The following is a 16,358-nucleotide window of genomic DNA, read 5'->3' as shown; positions in this document are numbered from 1 at the left end:
ACGCTACGTAAAGCTGTGCTACTTGCGCTTGTGTTACTGCCATTGAGGACTCCTTTTGGTTTATATGTTTTATTTTGATTTATTTAATAAAATTTTGAATCAAGTTGTTTGGTTTGTAATCGGCATTGTATTAAAACGTTCGGATTATAGCAAAAAAATCGTTATATTTGATTAAAAATATATAAAAAAATTATTTTTTGATTTTTTATATTGAAGCTTTATTCGATCTTGATCAATATATTAAATTTAGCTTTAATTCAGTTATTTTTAAATATAATCCAAGCTTCAATTCACACACACCAGTCCTAAAATTTGGTTGCGTTTGTTAAAAGCAAATGTTAATGGGTGTGGAGGAGAAACCTAAATTTCGGGGAAACCCACAAGGAGAAAACTCATGGTAACAATGAGAGATTTGCTAGAGTGCGGCGTTCATTTCGGACACCAAACGCGCAGATGGAATCCGAAGATGAAAAAATTCATTTTCGGCGAGAGAAAAGGTATCTATATCATAGATCTACAAAAAACTATCCGCTACTTCCGCTACACTTATAATATCGTGCGCGACGCGGCTGCCGAGGGCAAGACGATACTTTTCGTAGGCACCAAAAAACAAGCTGGCGCGACGCTAAAAGAGTACGCCGAAAAATGCGGCATGCCTTATGTGAGCCACAGATGGCTAGGCGGCATGCTAACGAATTTTTCCACTATCAAGCAATCGATCCGCAAGCTCGAAGTAATCGAGACCATGGAAGAGGATGGCTCGATAAATTTACTAACCAAAAAAGAGGCGCTAATGCTTCGCCGCAAAAAAGAGAAGCTTGAGCTTTATCTAGGCGGCATTCGCAATATGAAGGGCTTGCCTGATATGATCTTCGTCATCGACGTTGTAAAAGAAAAGATCGCCGTAGCGGAAGCTAACCGCCTAAAAATGCCGGTTATCGCGCCTTTGGATACAAACTGCGATCCGGACGTAGTCGATTTCCCGATACCTGGCAACGACGATGCGATCCGCTCGGTTCAGCTTTTCTGCCAAGAGATGGCTGAGGCGATCAACGAAGGCAAGGCACTTCGCGATCAAGACGCAAGCGAGGATGTCGAGCAGAGCGAAGCCGTCAGCGACGAGGAGAAAGAGGAAGTCGTAGCCGAGGCGATGAGCGAAGAGGATTTTGACGTAAGCGAGGACGAAGAGTAATGGAAATCAGCGCGCAAATGGTAAAAGAGCTCCGCGAAAGTACCGGAGCGGGGATGATGGACTGCAAGAAGGCTTTAGTTGAAACAGACGGCGATATGGATAAAGCTGTCGATCTGCTTCGCGAGAAGGGTCTCGGAAAGGCCGCTAAAAAAGCCGACCGTCTAGCTAGCGAGGGTCTAGTGAGCGTCGAAGTGGGTGCGGATCATAAGATCGCCACGATAAGCGAGATAAATTCCGAAACCGACTTCGTGGCTAAAAATCAAAATTTTATAAATTTAGTTAAAAATACTACTCTACATATCCAAAGCAAGGGCATTAGCAGCATTGATGAGCTAAATTCCAGCATCATCGACGGCGTTAAATTCGATGAGCATCTAAAAAGCCAGATCGCTACGATCGGCGAAAATTTGGTCGTTAGAAGATTTGAGACGATTAAGGCGGGTGCAAACGGCGTAGTAAACGGCTACCTGCATTCAAACGGCCGCGTAGGTGTAATCATCGCAGCAGCTTGCGACAGCGAGCAAACTGCGGAGGGTGCGAAGGAGCTTATAAAAAATCTCTGCATGCACGCAGCCGCGATGAAACCGCAGGTCATCAGCTATAAAGAGCTTGACCCCGATTTTATCGAAAAAGAATTCTTGGCTCTTAAAGGCGAGTTTGAGAAGGAAAATGAGGAGTTTGTGCGCTTAGGTAAGCCCCTTCATAAGATCCCGCAGTTCGGCTCGCGCGCGCATCTAACGGACGAAATTTTAGCCAAAGAGATCGAAGTTTTAAAAGACGAGCTTCGCAAGCAAAATAAGCCTGAAAAAATTTGGGATAAAATTTTGCCAGGTCAGATCGATCGCTTCATCGCCGACAATACTCAGATCGATCAGCGCCTCACGCTGCTAGGGCAATTTTATGTAATGGACGACAAGAAAACCGTCGAGCAGGTGATTGACGAAGAAGCTAAAAAACTAGGCGGCAAGATCGAGATCGTAAAATACGTCCGCTTCGAAGTGGGCGAGGGTCTAGAGAAAAAGAGCGAAGACTTCGCAGCCGAAGTAGCGGCTCAAATCGGCTAAATATGGAACTTCTAAAGGGCGTAAATCTTACTCACGCGTATGATTATACGCTCTTTGAAAATGTAAGCTTAAGCGTTCATGAGGGCGAGAGTATCGCTATTTTGGGCGTTAGCGGCTGCGGCAAATCAACCCTGCTTCATATTCTATGTACTCTTTTAAAGCCGAACTCTGGCGAGGTAATTTACGGCGGGCGCAGTATTTACGAGCTAAGCTCCGATGAGAGACTTAAAATCCGCCGCAACGACTTCGGTATTATATTTCAATCCCACTACCTTTTTAAGGGCTTTTCCTCTGGCGAAAATATCGAACTCGCCGCCAAACTTACGAATAATGCGATAGATGATGAAATTTTAAAAAAGCTTCAGATCGAACATACTTTAAAGCAAGGCGTGGGCGAGCTTAGCGGCGGGCAGCAGCAACGCGTGAGCATCGCCCGTATACTTTGCAAAAAGCCGCGCATAATCTTTGCCGACGAGCCTACTGGAAATTTAGATAAGGATACCGCAAACGAGGTCATGAGTGTGATCTTTGATTACGTAAAATCCAGCCGCGGCGCACTCGTGCTTGTGACCCACGATGAGAATTTAGCGCAAAAATGCTGCAAAGTTTATCGTCTAAATAACCGAAATTTAGCGCAAATATAAGCAATTAATAACCAAAAATATCTTACAATAGCCCAAATTCTTTCTAAAAGGTCATAAATGAAAATTCTACTTGACAATCACAATGAGCAGGTTGCAAGTGTCGTAAATATTTGCTGCGAGCGCATCGGTGCGGATCTGGTAGCATATAGTGCAGACGAGAGTGAATATGATTTGACGATAAAAAATTATGAAGATGGCGATGATATTTCAAAATTTGATCTTAATAAAACGCTGTTTCTGACGCCTAAGAATGTCTCGGCCTCAGGAGCGCGATACACCCTTACAAAGCCTTTTTCGCCGCTTGAGCTCATTACATTTATCAGCGAGTTTTCGGTTCAAAATATGAGCGTGCAGGCGAAAGAAAAAATGGCGAAAGAATTTGCCGATGCAAGCTCTGTAATGAAAGAGATCGATGCGATTGATCAGGCAAATTCCACTTCTGGCAGTAATTTTGAAGAGCTTGTGGATAGCTTTTATGACTCGGGCAAGGATATACCGCTTTCGCAGCTGGCAAACGATATAGCGCCCGAGATTGCAGATGATGTGCCGCTTTCGCAGTTGGTAGGCGATATGCCGCGCACGGACGAGATCGCAGATGATATTCCGCTCTCGCAGCTTGCAGATGAAGCGGCTCTTGCGGACACCATCGCCGATGACACGCCGCTTAACGCCGTCGCAGAAAAGATTGCGGATAATATCGCAGACGATATGCCTCTAAACTTAGCTGCTAGCGATATCCCTGAGGATGTGCCGCTAAATAGTATCGGCACAAGCGAACCCGCCGAAAGTAATCACGCGCCTCAAGATGAAATTTCGCTCGCAAAGGATGACGCTCCGATAGCTTTAGCAGCGCTAGACGATGAAAATCCCAAGAATTCCAAAACGGATAAATCGCAGATAAAAGATGAAATTCCCGCCACACGGGCAAGCGAAACTTTACCGCTTGCGCAGCAAGACGAGCCGCAAAGAGCTGATAGCTCTAATGAAACTGCTGTTGAAAAAAAGGCAGACGCTGCGTCTAATCTAGAGGAAGCGAAAGACTCTGCGGATGTTACGCTTAAACAGCATGAATCAGACGGCTTATTTGCCTATAAAACAGATGAAAAAAATTCTGCCTCGCAAGTAGTGCAAGATGCAGCTGGCGTGCCTGTTAACAGTGGATTTGATATGGATTTTTCCAGGCTTTTCGATAGCGCTGGCATGCCCGTGGAGGAGTTTGGCGGATATGATAATTTTGCCGCGGCTGCGTTTACTTCCGATGAAAAAGAGGATAAAAGATCTGCGCATGATAAAAATAAAGCGGCTACGGATTTTCAAAAAACGCAAATTTCGTCTCAATACGAGGTCGCTTCAGATACGCCGATTGCGTTAGCGGGTGCGGGCGATATACCTCGCGAAAATCTTTATAACGCCGTTCCGTTTCAAAGCATGGAATTTACCGGCGGACTTGCACAGAATACGCCTATGTCTGCTCATAATGAAGCATGGAATTCAATTGGCGCAAATTTCGCAGCTTCTGCAAATTCTAGCAATACCGGGACTACAAATTCCACTCCTGCGCCAAATTTTTCGGAGCTAAACTTGCCGCACATATTAGATGCCTCAGATTTACCGAAGCAAAGCGAGCAAGCTGATAGCGTTGCCGGCGGGTTTGCGGACGGATTTTTGCGCGCTATGGAGGGCGATTTCGCAAACTCGTTTGCCGAAAGCTCTGCAGATAGCGAGCAATTTAAATCCGGTAAGCCCGCAAAGAGTGCTGCGCAGCAGATAAAATTTAATGCTTCAAAGCCTATATCAAAGCCTTCGGAGTGCACCGAATTTAAAGCGCATAAATTCGGCGCGTCCGAGCAGGCAAATGAGATAAAATTTGGCGTGCAGTCTACGCCGAATGAGCTTGCCGCTTCGGCTGCGGCGGAGTTTGCCAGCCTTATGGCAAGCGAGTTAGAGCCTAGCGCCAAAAGCGAGCCACTGCGTAACGAGCACGGTAAAAAACCGAGCGCAGAGGAGCTGAAAACCAAATTGCGCGATGATCTAGAAGCGGGCATCGCAAACACGATCGAGAAATTTGCGGGCAATAAGGACGCTAAAGACGCGCTGAAGGACTTTAAGATCAATATTGACATATCGTTTGGAGATAGATAGTGAAAGGCAAAATTTTGCTCGTCTCCGGTCCCAGCGGCAGCGGCAAAAGCACGCTTATAAAGCGTCTTATCGCAGAATTTGGCGAGCAGATATACTTCTCGATCTCCTCTACGACGCGCGAAATGCGTGCAGGCGAAGCGGATGGCGTGAATTATCATTTCATAAGCGAGAGCGAGTTTCGTGCAGGCATCGAGCGCGAAGAGTTTTTAGAGTGGGCATTGGTCCACGGCAAATACTATGGTACTTCACTAAAAGCCGCTACGAGCGAGCTTGAGCGGGGTAAGATCGTGATTTTTGACATCGATGTGCAAGGATATGAGATCGTGCGCGGGAAAGTGCCTAAAAGCGAGCTTACTAGCGTATTTATTACTACGCCGAGCTTGTCGGAGCTTAGAGATAGGTTGCGCACTCGTGGCGATAATGATCCCGCCGATATTGCTTTGCGCCTACAAAACGCGCAAGAGGAGATGGAGCGCCTAGGCGAGTATGATTATTTCATAATAAACGACCGCCTGGAAGCGGCGTATGAGAATTTAAGATCAATCTACAAAACTATCAAACTAGAAACGGCGAGCCGCGACATAGGCAAGCTAATCGAAATTTGGAAAATTTAAAGGAGAAAAAATGGGTTCTATGAGTATTGGACACTGGCTGATTGTTTTGATCGTTGTTGTGTTGCTGTTCGGAGCAAAAAAAATCCCAGAGCTTGCAAAGGGTCTAGGACAGGGCATAAAGACTTTCAAAAAAGAGATGGAAGAGGACGACGAACCGCAAAAGGTCGAGAAAAAGATGGAGCAAGAGGTTAAAGACGCCGAAATCAGCGATACTAAAAAGGCGTAAAGGATTTGAAAAATTTAGTCTTAAACGAAATTTTTAAAATTTTATCTCGCGAAGTCGTTTTAGAAAAACCCAAAGATAAAAGTTTGGCTCATTACGCCTCGCCCGAGGCTTTCGCGCTGGCTAAGGAGCTGCGAAAGGCGCCTAAGCTCATCGCTGAGGAGCTTGCGGCTAAATTTAAAGATAGCGAAATTTTAAGCGCCACGGCGGTGAACGGCTATCTAAATTTTCATCTAAAGCCCGCCGTGTTGGGCGCTCTTGCTGAAAATGCCCTTAAACTGGGCGGTAATTTTGCGAAAAACGACGCCGAGCTTGGACGTGGAATTTTACCAGTTTCGGAAAAGCTTTGCGCGGGCGAGCCTGCTAGCAAAGGCTCCGCTGCAAATCTGGCTGCGAGCGGCAATGACGCCGCTAAATCGCGGAATTCCGCCGCTAGCCAAAATTTTATTTCGCAGAATTTCGAAGAGGCGTCAAATTCCATCGCAGCATCAAATTGCGATGAGGCGCAGAATTCTGCCGCCGCGCCGCAAAAAATTCTGCTCGAATATATCAGCGCCAATCCGACCGGTCCGCTTCATATCGGGCACGTGCGCGGCGCCGTTTACGGCGATACGTTCGCGCGCATCGGAGGCTATCTGGGGCACCGCGTCGATACCGAGTATTACATCAACGACGCGGGCAATCAGATCGAGCTTTTGGGCACTTCGATCGCGCTTCGTGCGCGCGAGCTTGCGGACGAGGATGTGAGCTATCCCGAGAAATACTACCGCGGCGAGTATATCGATGAGATCATCCCTCTTGCGCGCGCTCAATTCGGCGATGAAATTTTCCGCGACGAATCGCGCGTTTTGATCCTTGCGGAGTTTGCTAAAGATGAGGTGCTAAAGATCATCCAAAAAGATCTCGCAGACGCCGGCATCCATATCCAAAACTGGGCTAGCGAAAAGAGCCTCTACGGCGAGCTTGAGCCTACGATTAAGAAGCTTGAGCGCAGCGGCAAGATGTATGAGGCGGAGGGTAAAATTTGGATCCGTTCATCGCAGCTCGGAGACGAAAAGGATCGCGTCGTCATCCGCGAGGATGCGCGCCCGACCTATCTCGCGGGCGACATCGTCTATCACAACAACAAATTTGAGCGCGGATATGAGCGCTGCATCAACATCTGGGGAGCCGATCACCACGGCTACATCGCGCGCCTAAAGGCTGCCGTGCATTTTCTGGGCTATGACGAAAGCAGGCTCGAGATCATCCTAATGCAGATGGTAAATTTGCTCAAAGACGGGCAGACCTACAAGATGAGCAAGCGCGCGGGCAACGCGATTTTGATGAGCGACGTGCTCGCCGCGATCGGCAGGGACGCGATGCGATTTATCTTCATTAGCAAAAAGGGCGAGACGCCGCTTGAGTTCGACGTGGACGAGCTCGCGCGCGAGGACAGCAGCAATCCGATCTTCTACATCAACTACGCTCACGCGCGGGTCAATCAAATTTTTACTAAAGCGGGCAAGCGCGAGGCGGACGTATTGGGCGCGGACTTCGGCACGCTGGATGAAGCGGGGCTCGGCCTAGCTTTTGCGGCGCTTGGCTTGAATGAAATTTTAAACGACGCTTTTAATTCGCGCGGCTTGCAGAAGCTGCCCGATTTCCTAAAAGCGCTCGCGGCGGACTTTCACAAATACTACAACGAAAACCGCGTCGTAGGCAGCGAGAACGAGGATGCGAAGCTCAAGTTGTTCGCGCTCGTAGCGCTTAGTATTCGCACGGCGTTTGCTCTGATGGGCCTAAGCGCGAAAGAGAAGATGTAGCCGCACAGGCTACATTCGCGCCGATAGCCTAAATCTCACGAACGAAATTTATGATTTAAATACAAAGCGAAATTTTACTTCTATGAAATTTTAAGGCTAGTTCTAAATTTACAGCTCGTAAAATTTCGATTTTAGAATTTTACGAGCAGTTCGCGATATTGCTACTGCGCCGTTCGTAAAATTTAAATTCGGCTGCAAATTTACCGCTTGCGGAATTTTGAAATTTTAAAATTTTGCGGCGTGGAAGTTCGAAGTAAAATTTTAAAACAAGGCTTGAGGTACTAAAATTTTTGTGCAGATTAAATTTCATGCGACGAAATTAATTCGTAAAATTCTCCTTGGCGGGATTTGCCTGCAAAAGAGTACTCCTTAAGCCCCGCGGCACATCGCCGCAAAAAGGATAGATATGAGAAAGATCATCGACATAACGGCACTTTCTATCGCCGTTTGCGTCTTGGTTATGGTGCTTTTTTTGCCGTCGCCCGTTTTATCGTTTAAATGCTACCGCGGCGATGGCGTAAGCTGCGCGCAGCTGGGGCACGACAAGCTCTCCCGCGGAGATTACGATGGCGCCAAGCCCGCTTTTGTCAAGGCTTGCGAGGCGGGCGAGAAAGATAGCTGCTTTGATCTGGGAGCCCTATACGACGGCGAGGGTAATGCGACGCAAGCGGGCGTATTTTATGACGCAGCGTGCGATAAAAACGTCGCCGTAGCTTGCCACAAGCTAGGCAACCTGTATCAAAGGGGGCGCCTGAGTAGGGACTTCTCTGCGGCAGCTCGGCACTATATCAAAGCCTGCGATTTGGGCTATGCCAAGAGCTGCCACAATGCGGCCGTGGTCTATTTCACGGACGGTTTCGGGCTTGCGGCGGATCCGGCAAAGGCGGTGAGCTTTTTCGAGCGAGGCTGTGACGGAGGGCTAGTGGATAGCTGTTATAACGCCGGCGTTGCGTATGATAAGGGTCTCGGCGCGCCGCAGGATCGCGACAAGGCGGAGAAGCTTTACACCAAATCCTGCGAGCTGGGCTTCGGCGATGCCTGCAATAATTTAGGCTATTTGTATGTGAGCAAGGGAGATCTGCGCGGATTTTCCAAGGGGCTTGGATGGGTCAAAAAGGGCTGCGATGCGGGCAATAAAAAATCCTGCCAGCTCTACGAATTCATGAAAAACCAAATTTTAAAGAAGTAGGCGCTTGGTAGCCCGGCGCACATTTGCCGATTTGCACTGCCTGCCGTGCACGCCGCCTGTTTTGTATTGCTCGCCGTGCACCGTCTGTCATATGGCGTCTGTTGTGCTACCTGCCTTGCACCGTCTATCTGCGCTGCTTGTCGCGCGGTATTGGTTTTTTGCGATGGGCTTACTTGCGATACTACCGCGGCGGATTTGTGAGCTTTTGTAGCGCGCGCAATTTCGCCGCGATTTTGCGACGTGCGAAATTTGGCAAGGTCCAGATAGCCCGCACATATGGCTTGCTAAATTTAGCGGCGAGCTTTATTTGGAATTCTATCGCTATGAAATTTTAAGGCTTAGTTCTAAATTTAGTGCTTGTAGAGGTTCAACTTTAAAATTTTACGGACAGTGCTGCGAGCAAGGCAAATTTTAGATTTTAAAATTTTACGGCGCGGAATTTAGCGCGGAAGCAAAGCGCGAAGCTGTTTGAGGATGCAAATTGGAATATGAGATCACGGGCGAGGTTCGAAATCTTCGCGTCCACGCTGCAAGAGGAAATAGCAAAATTTGGGTATTTTTCGAGATAGACGGCGTGAAGCTGCGCGGCGAGTTTAATGATATCCCCGTGGAGGAGGGCGAGCTTGCGCGCGCGTATTTCATCCGCGGAGGATATGCGGGCAGCTACGTGATCACTCGAGTTCAGGTGGTGCGCAAACCAAGCCTCTTGCGCCGCAAGCTGGGGATCGCGACCGCCGTGTGCACGCTTGGCTTCGGCACGGCGCTGTGGATTGTGGGCTTTGGGATTTTAAATGTCGGCGGGAGGGGCTCGCTAATTAATTTTGTCTGTATTGCCGCGGCAGGATTTGGGGTGCTAAAAGAGGGCGCGGGCAATCTTAAAATGTGGCTAAATCAGCGCACGTCCGAGTAGATCGCTGCCGCGACGTAAATTTCATAAATTTAATCCTCCGAATAAAATTTACTCGCGCCGCCGTATCTTTGCGGCGTAAATTTTGCTAAAATTCGCTCCATGCGCGAAATCCGCTATGTAAATTTAGAAAAAGGTAAAATTTTGAATATAAACGAAGCAATAGTTGCCACCGCCAAAAAGCAAAAAGAGTGCCGGCTAGCATTTATAAAGTATCTGTTTTTGGGAATTTTATTTATAATAGCGCTGCCCGTAGGCTGCGGATTTGCCGTATGGCATCTTTTTGAAAATCGCCTTGCACCGCTATTTTTCATCATTATCTATATTCCGTTTTTTCAAGCCGCACTAATGGCTAACAGGGGCCGAGTGACCAGCGAGCTGGGGGATTACAAAGCGTTTTATAAAGACGTTTTCGTCCGCGCCGCTATTCGGGGCACAGATCCAAATTTTAGCTACGATCCGAATGCCGGCATCAGCCGTAAAGAATTTCGCAAAATCGGCATCTATTCGCTAGGTGAGTTTCGCGCCGAAGATCAAATCAGCGGCATTTATAACGGCGTCAAATTTAACCTCAGCGAAGCGATCCGCATCCCAAACGGCGCGACGCTGGAAATCGGCGACTCGGCGGCGCTAAATTTGCTATCTGCGATAGTTTTTGCTTGGGAGGCCATGAAGGATATGCAGGCGTTCAGCGGCTCGGTTTTGGTATGCGAGTTCTACAAGAAATTTAGCGGGCAAACGATAGTCGCGAGTCGCACGCTAAACACTAAATTTATAGGCGAAAAAGAACAGATGGACGACGTGTTTTTTAGTAAAGAATTTCGGGTCTTTGCGGACGATAAAGTAGAGGCGAGGTATCTTTTGACGCCCGCGTTTATGGAGCGCCTGCGAGAGCTAAAGGAAAAATTCGCGGGGAAAATGGGGGTGAGCGCGGCGTTTATGGACGATAAATTTTATCTATTTTTAAACGGAGCGAAAAACAAATTTGAGACGACGCTCTTTTCGCTGCCGCCGAGCTTAGAGGACGCCACTGAAATCAAAAAGGAAATTTCAGAGCTTTTATCTATCATAGACGAGTTAAATTTAAACCCGGATTTAAGCGGGGCGGCGATTTTGGCTGATTAACGCGCGCCGCAGCTAATTGGCACTAAATTTAAGCCTACTAAAGCCCAAATTACTCCGTTTCGTCCCTCTCCAAGCTATCTAAATAGTCATGATACACGATACTTGAGATTGCATAAAGAAAAGCCATATAAAGTAATAAGGGAATACACAATAAAAAAGCCGAAAATAAAAGCCAACCATATAAGGTGTCGGTAAGCTCGCCGAGTGCGGGAATATAATAAAATGAGCTTTTCATAGAGCCTTCGTTCCAGTCTTTGCCGTTAGCTAAAAGTAAGATGTTTAAACCCAAAAGGATAAAAAATAAGCCTTGTTGCTTAAAAATTTTAATAAGCGGAGAGCACCTATATATGACCGCAATAAATACACAAGCCGCAATAAAGAAAAAAATAGATATTGTAATATCCGCTTATTAAAAATAGTCCTAAAATTATAAAAATTACCACGATCATATATTGCCATAGAAATGTTCTTGTTCGTGTTTTTTTATCCATTTCATTTCCTTAATTTCGTTCACGCCCGTTTATTAAAGCTGATCTAAGATTCCACCTGAAGCGTCGTTTGCTGTGTAAATACCGTAAGATACGATAATATTTATTTTTTCATCGCGGGATCGTTCGAGAAACAGATCGCCTTTAGCTTCTTTCGGTCGGGCACTGTTTAGCGCGTCAACCATATGACGGTAAAATTCTATCGCAACGGAATTTTACCGTGATAAACCTAAAATATCTCATCGCGATAAAATTCCGCCTTTTAGAATTTTGCCCGCCGCGAGATTTACCACAAATTCTGCTACTTTAGATTTGCAACGTTAAGCCTCGATGGCTTTAAATTTTGCGGCGTCAATCCTCGATAAAATTCTGTAGAATTTCACCGCAAGTAAAATTTAGTCTGCCAGCGCCTTTAGCTGCTCAGCGTTTAGCCCACCCACCAAAATATAGCTAGCATCGATGAAGCGGTAGTTTTGCTTCGGCAGCCGCGCGATAAACTCGCCATATTCCAGCTCGGCGATCGCGCGGTAGTTACCTGGGTCGTTTTCGTCGCCCTCTATGCCTATGAGCGCGATCTGCCAGCGCGCTACGTCGCTATTTTTCAGCATCTCCGCGTTTTGCCACTCCACAAGCGGCTTGTAGGGCAGGATAGTGGGCAGGTTCTGCGTGAGCGCGTATGAGCCCATTATTGTGCCGTCATCTCCATTTCGGTAAAACCTCTGGTGCGCGCTGTAAGCGTCGAGATATTGCACCTCGGTTAGTCGCTTGCTAAACTCGGCAGAGGGGTTGTATGAGGTTAAAATTTCATCCATCATCGCGCGGTTTATCGCAAAAGGCCTCTCTACTCCGTAGCAAAAATTTACCTCCGTATCGCCGTTTAAGTGCTGATCTATCGAATGTAGCCCCGCCGCTATATCGCGCTCGTAGTCGAATTGCTCTATCCTGTCGTGAGTGTAAATTTCGCCGTTTTCATCCGTGATCTCGCTTCCTAGCTGCTTAGATAGCGCCTGCAGATACGAGATTGCTAAAACCCAATCAAAGACCGTCGCGGGCGTATTTACGCGCACGGCGTAGCTTTGCTGCTCCTCGTCATATCTTAGCTCCATCCCGCGCCCGCTCTTGCCCCGCACGCCCAAAATCAAACACTCATACTCGCTCAAAGGCGATTTTAAAAACGCCCTCTCGCCAAAGTCCTCGGCACTCTCATCTATGCCAAACACCGATAGATCGGGCAGGAGCTCCAATGCCTTGCTAACGCTCATAGCGTCCGAATACCCCATAAATAGCGGTCGCTTTTTGTTTTTGACGCGGAATTCTACGCTCATCGTTTTCTCCTTTGTTAAATTGGCAAAATTATAGCGAAATTTTACCCGCCGCCGCGAGCTAAATTTGCGGCGTAAGGAGTTGCGAAAAGTAAGCTTAAAGCTTTTTGAGAGTAAAATTTAAGTGGGTCGCATAGGCGGCGAATTTAATCAAAGGAGCGAAGATGACGAAGGATCAGTGCTGCGTCCTAAAGCATTTGACGGCGGGCGAGACGGGCGGTTTTGAGAAAACGGGCGAGATGAATGACGGCGAGTTTTTGGATGCGCTTATCGGAAAAGGGCTTGTTTGGATGCTTGACTGGGTCGGCGAGGACGAGACTGGAGACGCAGGCAAATTTATCAGCTCTAGGCTAGGTGCATTGCAAAGCGGCGTGGCTCTAGAGTGCGATAAAATTTACGCGAAGCTCGAAAAAGAAGCGAAAAAAGAGGGTTTCGAGCGCGGCGATGCGAGCCTATTTTTGATGAACGAGTTTCAAAAGGCGCTGAAGAAGAGCAATTTTAGGCTCTTTACTTTGGATCTTCATAGCGACGCTTATTATCTGCTCGTCGCGCACAAGGACGCCGAGAAAGATTTTAAAAAGCTAGGCAAGCGCGAGGAGCTATTTTGGGATATCGCGCCGTGGGGCAAGCGCCGCAAAAGGCAGATCCTTTACGTCATAAACTGTGAGTGCGGCGAGATGTCCGCGTGGCAGCTGGATGCGGACGAGCCCTCTCCTAGAGACGAGGTTTGCGAGGTCTGCGGGCGGGTGCTTTTTGACGCAGACGGCAACGCGAAGCAGCCTTTAGAGAAGGAATTTATCTGATCTTGCTTATCGCGGTTTTGCGTGCGAAGTTCTGACCGGATGAAAAGTCAAATTTTATTGCGCAGATTGACAGGGTTTGGAGCACAGGTTTGGTTTGCAGCTCGGCGGCGAAGCGTAGTTTAAATTTAAGGCTCGCCGGGGCGGCGAAATGCGTTTTGATGCGGCTTGCTCTGGTAGTAAAATATGCTTCCGCGGCTAGTTTTGCTTTGCTCTTTGCGCGAGCGATGAAATTCGCGGCTTGCATTTGTATCTCGCAAGACCGCAGCGCAGGACGCACTCTTTTAGCGCTTGCGTTCTTGGCTTGATTTTTTATCCAGCAAGTTCGCAGTCGCGGGCGCATCTACTATGCTGCGCTAAATTTTGATTTTAATGGTTGTGGACGTAGGCTCGCGCCGCTAAAAATCAAAATTTTGCCCTGCTGCGAGCGCTAAATTTATAATCCTACAAATTTAGAATTTTAAGAGCGAAATTTTGAATTAAAATTTCCCAAAATCTCTAAATTTTAAAATTTAAATGCAATACGAGCTTACCGGCTCGCTAGCCATAAGGCTCGTAAATTCCGCCGCTGCAGGAGCGGGCAAACTCATTCGATTTAAAGATAAGGCAAAATTTTGCTAGAGAACGCCCGCACAGAATCCCAATGCTAGCGCGCCAGCAAACGCGCTATGTTTGAAATCCGAAACCGACGAGGTGCGACGAGGCTAACTGCGAGCTTTGACGATGCACGCTTCGATCGCCGCCATTACCGCTGCGCGAAACCCAGCCGCCTCCAGTGCCGCCAGCCCCTCTATCGTCGTGCCCGCAGGCGAGCAGACCGCGTCTTTGAGCTCCGATGGGCGCCTGCCGCTTTGCAGCAGACGCGCCGTGCCCTCTACCGCCGCCGCTACCGCGTCGTAGCACAGCGCCCGCGGTAGTCCGCCACGCACGCCCGCATCCGCCGCAGCCTCGATAAAGGCGCACACATACGCAGGCAGACTCCCTGCGATCCCCGTAAATGCGGCAAAGCTCGACTCGTCTATCTCGTAAAATTTGCCGATTTTGGCGGCCAGGGCTCGTACGATCTCCCGACTAGCCTCATCAAAATACTCGCCGTAGCACAGCGCCGTAGCCGACGCGCCGATACCCGCAGCGACGTTTGGCATCGCGCGAGCCACGAAAACGTCCGCACCTACGATATTTTGGGCGCACTCCAGCTTGAAATTCGGCGCCAAAAGAAGCAAGATTTTGCCCGCAAGCTCCGGCGCGATCAGGCGCAAAATCCCCTCGTAGCTAGCGGGCTTGGTCGCGAGCACGATCATATCCGCTTCGTGCGCCAGCTGCGTTTCGTCTTGTAAAATTTGCACGCCGTAGCGCTTGCGTAAGACTTCGTTTTTGCTTCTAGCATAAGCTAGGACTTGAAACTTCGTATCGGAGGCGGGCTGCGCGCAGGCGAAATCACGTTTGCGGCTCGCAAAATTCTGCTCTAAATTTGCGGAATTCTGCCCGCAAGCCGCAAAGCTTTGAGTATCGGGCATAGAATTTTGCCCGCCGTGCGCGCAATTTTCTTCGCCCGCCGTGCAATTTTTTTTATCCTCTGTAAAATTTTCTCCGCTCGCCGCGCAATCTCGTCCACCGGCTCCGCAAAGTGCTGCGATCATTGCCTCGCCCATATTTCCGCCGCCGATAAATCCCACTTTCATTTTCGCTCCTTCAAAGCTAAATTATGCCTCAATGATAGCTTAAAATTTCTTTATCCGCCCTTGCGGCGCGCGGTTTATCTGCATAAAAGCAAATTTTAGCTACAATCTTGCCTAAATTTTTTAAAAAAGGATGCGTTATGGCAATAAATGTTTTTTACGACAAAGATTGCGATTTGGGTTTGATTAAGGCTAAAAAGGTCGCTATGATTGGCTTTGGCTCGCAGGGACACGCTCACGCCGAAAATTTGCGAGATAGCGGCGTAGAAGTTATCGTGGGTCTTAAAAAGGGCGGCGCGAGCTGGAGCAAGGCTGAGGCAAAGGGCTTTAAAGTAATGAGCGTCGGCGAGGCTACGAAGGCCGCAGACGTCGTAATGATCCTAACGCCCGATGAGTTTCAAGGCGATATTTTCAAAGCGGAGATCGAGCCGAATTTAAGCGAGGGCAACGCGATCGCGTTCGCGCACGGCTTTAATATCCACTTCGGACAGATCGTCCCTCCAAAGGGCATCGACTGCATTATGATCGCTCCGAAAGCCCCGGGCCACACCGTCCGCAACGAGTTCGTAAGCGGCGGCGGCGTACCGATGCTGATCGCCGTTTCGCAAAACGAAAGCGGCAGAGCCAAAGAGCTTGCTCTAAGCTACGCAAGCGCGATCGGCGGCGGCCGCACCGGCATCATCGAAACGACTTTTAAAGCAGAGACCGAGACCGATCTTTTCGGCGAGCAGGCTGTGCTTTGCGGCGGACTTTGCGCGCTCATTAATGCGGGCTTTGAGACCCTCGTCGAGGCGGGATATGAGCCTGAGATGGCGTATTTTGAGTGCCAGCACGAGATGAAGCTGATTGTGGATCTCATCTATCAAGGCGGTATGGCCGATATGCGCTACTCGATCTCAAATACCGCAGAATACGGCGATTACGTAAGCGGTAACCGCGTCGTAAACGAAAGCAGCAAAGCGGCGATGAAAGAGGTGCTAAAGGAGATCCAAAACGGCAAATTTGCAAAAGACTTCATCCTCGAGCGCAAGGCGGGCTATGTTCGGATGAACGCCGAGCGCAACATCACGGCAAACAGCTTGCTTAGCAAAACCGGCGAGAAGCTTCGCGCGATGATGCCGTGGATCGCCAAGGGTAAGCTCATAAACAAAGATAAAAACTGAT

General features: G+C 48.4%; 15 protein-coding genes. 12 read left to right on the top strand and 3 right to left on the bottom strand.

The genetic code is table 11. The features are described from left to right. Window positions 1–394 precede the first annotated feature (394 nt). The 10 genes from rpsB (at window position 395) to Q0224_RS02420 (ending at window position 10,905) form a co-directional block, all read left to right on the top strand. Entirely contained in the window at window positions 395–1,192 is a 798-nt protein-coding gene (gene rpsB / locus Q0224_RS02465) for a 30S ribosomal protein S2 (RefSeq protein ID WP_297880676.1), read from the top strand. Next, window positions 1,192–2,256, top strand: coding sequence for a translation elongation factor Ts (tsf, locus tag Q0224_RS02460; RefSeq protein ID WP_297948857.1), 1,065 nt, complete (start codon window positions 1,192–1,194; stop codon window positions 2,254–2,256). Before rpsB ends, tsf begins: the two co-directional genes overlap by 1 nt. Before the next feature lie 2 nt (window positions 2,257–2,258). Beyond that, window positions 2,259–2,900 carry an ABC transporter ATP-binding protein gene (locus Q0224_RS02455; protein ID WP_297948855.1) on the top strand — a complete coding sequence of 214 codons (642 nt, stop codon included), beginning with the start codon at window positions 2,259–2,261 and terminating at the stop codon, window positions 2,898–2,900. Between the two features lie 57 nt (window positions 2,901–2,957). Further along, on the top strand, window positions 2,958–5,042 hold the full coding sequence (locus Q0224_RS02450; protein ID WP_297948853.1) for a hypothetical protein: 2,085 nt from the start codon (window positions 2,958–2,960) through the stop codon (window positions 5,040–5,042). Beyond that, window positions 5,042–5,656: a guanylate kinase gene (gene gmk / locus Q0224_RS02445; protein ID WP_297948851.1), complete on the top strand. Its 615-nt coding sequence runs from the start codon at window positions 5,042–5,044 to the stop codon at window positions 5,654–5,656. The genes Q0224_RS02450 and gmk overlap by 1 nt, the downstream gene beginning before the upstream one ends. A gap of 10 nt (window positions 5,657–5,666) precedes the next feature. After that, window positions 5,667–5,882: a twin-arginine translocase TatA/TatE family subunit gene (gene tatA / locus Q0224_RS02440; protein ID WP_177388991.1), complete on the top strand. Its 216-nt coding sequence runs from the start codon at window positions 5,667–5,669 to the stop codon at window positions 5,880–5,882. A 5-nt stretch (window positions 5,883–5,887) separates the two neighbouring features. After that, window positions 5,888–7,684, top strand: coding sequence for an arginine--tRNA ligase (gene argS / locus Q0224_RS02435; protein ID WP_297948849.1), 1,797 nt, complete (start codon window positions 5,888–5,890; stop codon window positions 7,682–7,684). Between the two features lie 406 nt (window positions 7,685–8,090). Further along, entirely contained in the window at window positions 8,091–8,873 is a 783-nt protein-coding gene (locus Q0224_RS02430; RefSeq protein ID WP_297948847.1) for a tetratricopeptide repeat protein, read from the top strand. 481 nt (window positions 8,874–9,354) lie between these two features. After that, the gene (locus tag Q0224_RS02425) at window positions 9,355–9,783 is read left to right on the top strand and encodes a hypothetical protein (RefSeq protein ID WP_297948845.1); all 429 of its coding nucleotides are present in this window, start codon (window positions 9,355–9,357) and stop codon (window positions 9,781–9,783) included. Window positions 9,784–9,924: 141 nt separating this feature from the next. Continuing rightward, complete coding sequence (locus Q0224_RS02420; RefSeq protein ID WP_297948843.1) at window positions 9,925–10,905, top strand: DUF3137 domain-containing protein; 981 nt, start codon at window positions 9,925–9,927, stop codon at window positions 10,903–10,905. Window positions 10,906–11,788: 883 nt separating this feature from the next. Here the strand turns inward: Q0224_RS02420 and Q0224_RS02415 are convergent. Beyond that, window positions 11,789–12,718, bottom strand: a complete 930-nt coding sequence (locus Q0224_RS02415; protein ID WP_297948841.1) for a DUF4299 family protein — start codon at window positions 12,716–12,718, stop codon at window positions 11,789–11,791. A 161-nt stretch (window positions 12,719–12,879) separates the two neighbouring features. On the opposite strand from Q0224_RS02415, the gene Q0224_RS02410 reads away from it, so the two are divergent. After that, window positions 12,880–13,518, top strand: coding sequence for a hypothetical protein (locus Q0224_RS02410; RefSeq protein WP_297948839.1), 639 nt, complete (start codon window positions 12,880–12,882; stop codon window positions 13,516–13,518). Here the strand turns inward: Q0224_RS02410 and Q0224_RS02405 are convergent. Further along, a complete protein-coding gene (locus Q0224_RS02405) occupies window positions 13,511–13,762 on the bottom strand; it encodes a hypothetical protein (protein WP_297948837.1) in 252 nt (83 codons plus the stop codon). The two genes, Q0224_RS02410 and Q0224_RS02405, sit on opposite strands and share 8 nt — an antisense overlap. A 457-nt stretch (window positions 13,763–14,219) precedes the next feature. Further along, a complete protein-coding gene (gene proC / locus Q0224_RS02400; RefSeq protein WP_297948835.1) occupies window positions 14,220–15,197 on the bottom strand; it encodes a pyrroline-5-carboxylate reductase in 978 nt (325 codons plus the stop codon). 137 nt (window positions 15,198–15,334) lie between these two features. Here proC and ilvC point away from each other — a divergent pair, with 137 nt between their 5' ends. After that, complete coding sequence (gene ilvC / locus Q0224_RS02395) at window positions 15,335–16,357, top strand: ketol-acid reductoisomerase (RefSeq protein ID WP_297948833.1); 1,023 nt, start codon at window positions 15,335–15,337, stop codon at window positions 16,355–16,357. Window position 16,358 lies beyond the last annotated feature (1 nt).

The sequence above is a fragment of the uncultured Campylobacter sp. genome (assembly GCF_938002845.1).
Taxonomy (GTDB): Bacteria; Campylobacterota; Campylobacteria; order Campylobacterales; family Campylobacteraceae; genus Campylobacter_B.
The sequence above is the reverse complement of the archived record's forward strand: the minus strand, read 5'-3'. Positions and strand labels throughout refer to the sequence as shown.

Coding starts and splice junctions, on each gene's coding strand:
- rpsB (WP_297880676.1), top strand. CDS start 395: ATGGTAACAATGAGAGATTTGCTAGAGTGCGGCGTTCATTTCGGACAC.
- tatA (WP_177388991.1), top strand. CDS start 5,667: ATGGGTTCTATGAGTATTGGACACTGGCTGATTGTTTTGATCGTTGTT.
- Q0224_RS02455 (WP_297948855.1), top strand. CDS start 2,259: ATGGAACTTCTAAAGGGCGTAAATCTTACTCACGCGTATGATTATACG.
- Q0224_RS02450 (WP_297948853.1), top strand. CDS start 2,958: ATGAAAATTCTACTTGACAATCACAATGAGCAGGTTGCAAGTGTCGTA.
- tsf (WP_297948857.1), top strand. CDS start 1,192: ATGGAAATCAGCGCGCAAATGGTAAAAGAGCTCCGCGAAAGTACCGGA.
- Q0224_RS02415 (WP_297948841.1), bottom strand. CDS start 12,718: ATGAGCGTAGAATTCCGCGTCAAAAACAAAAAGCGACCGCTATTTATG.
- Q0224_RS02410 (WP_297948839.1), top strand. CDS start 12,880: ATGACGAAGGATCAGTGCTGCGTCCTAAAGCATTTGACGGCGGGCGAG.
- proC (WP_297948835.1), bottom strand. CDS start 15,197: ATGAAAGTGGGATTTATCGGCGGCGGAAATATGGGCGAGGCAATGATC.
- Q0224_RS02430 (WP_297948847.1), top strand. CDS start 8,091: ATGAGAAAGATCATCGACATAACGGCACTTTCTATCGCCGTTTGCGTC.
- ilvC (WP_297948833.1), top strand. CDS start 15,335: ATGGCAATAAATGTTTTTTACGACAAAGATTGCGATTTGGGTTTGATT.
- Q0224_RS02405 (WP_297948837.1), bottom strand. CDS start 13,762: ATGCAAGCCGCGAATTTCATCGCTCGCGCAAAGAGCAAAGCAAAACTA.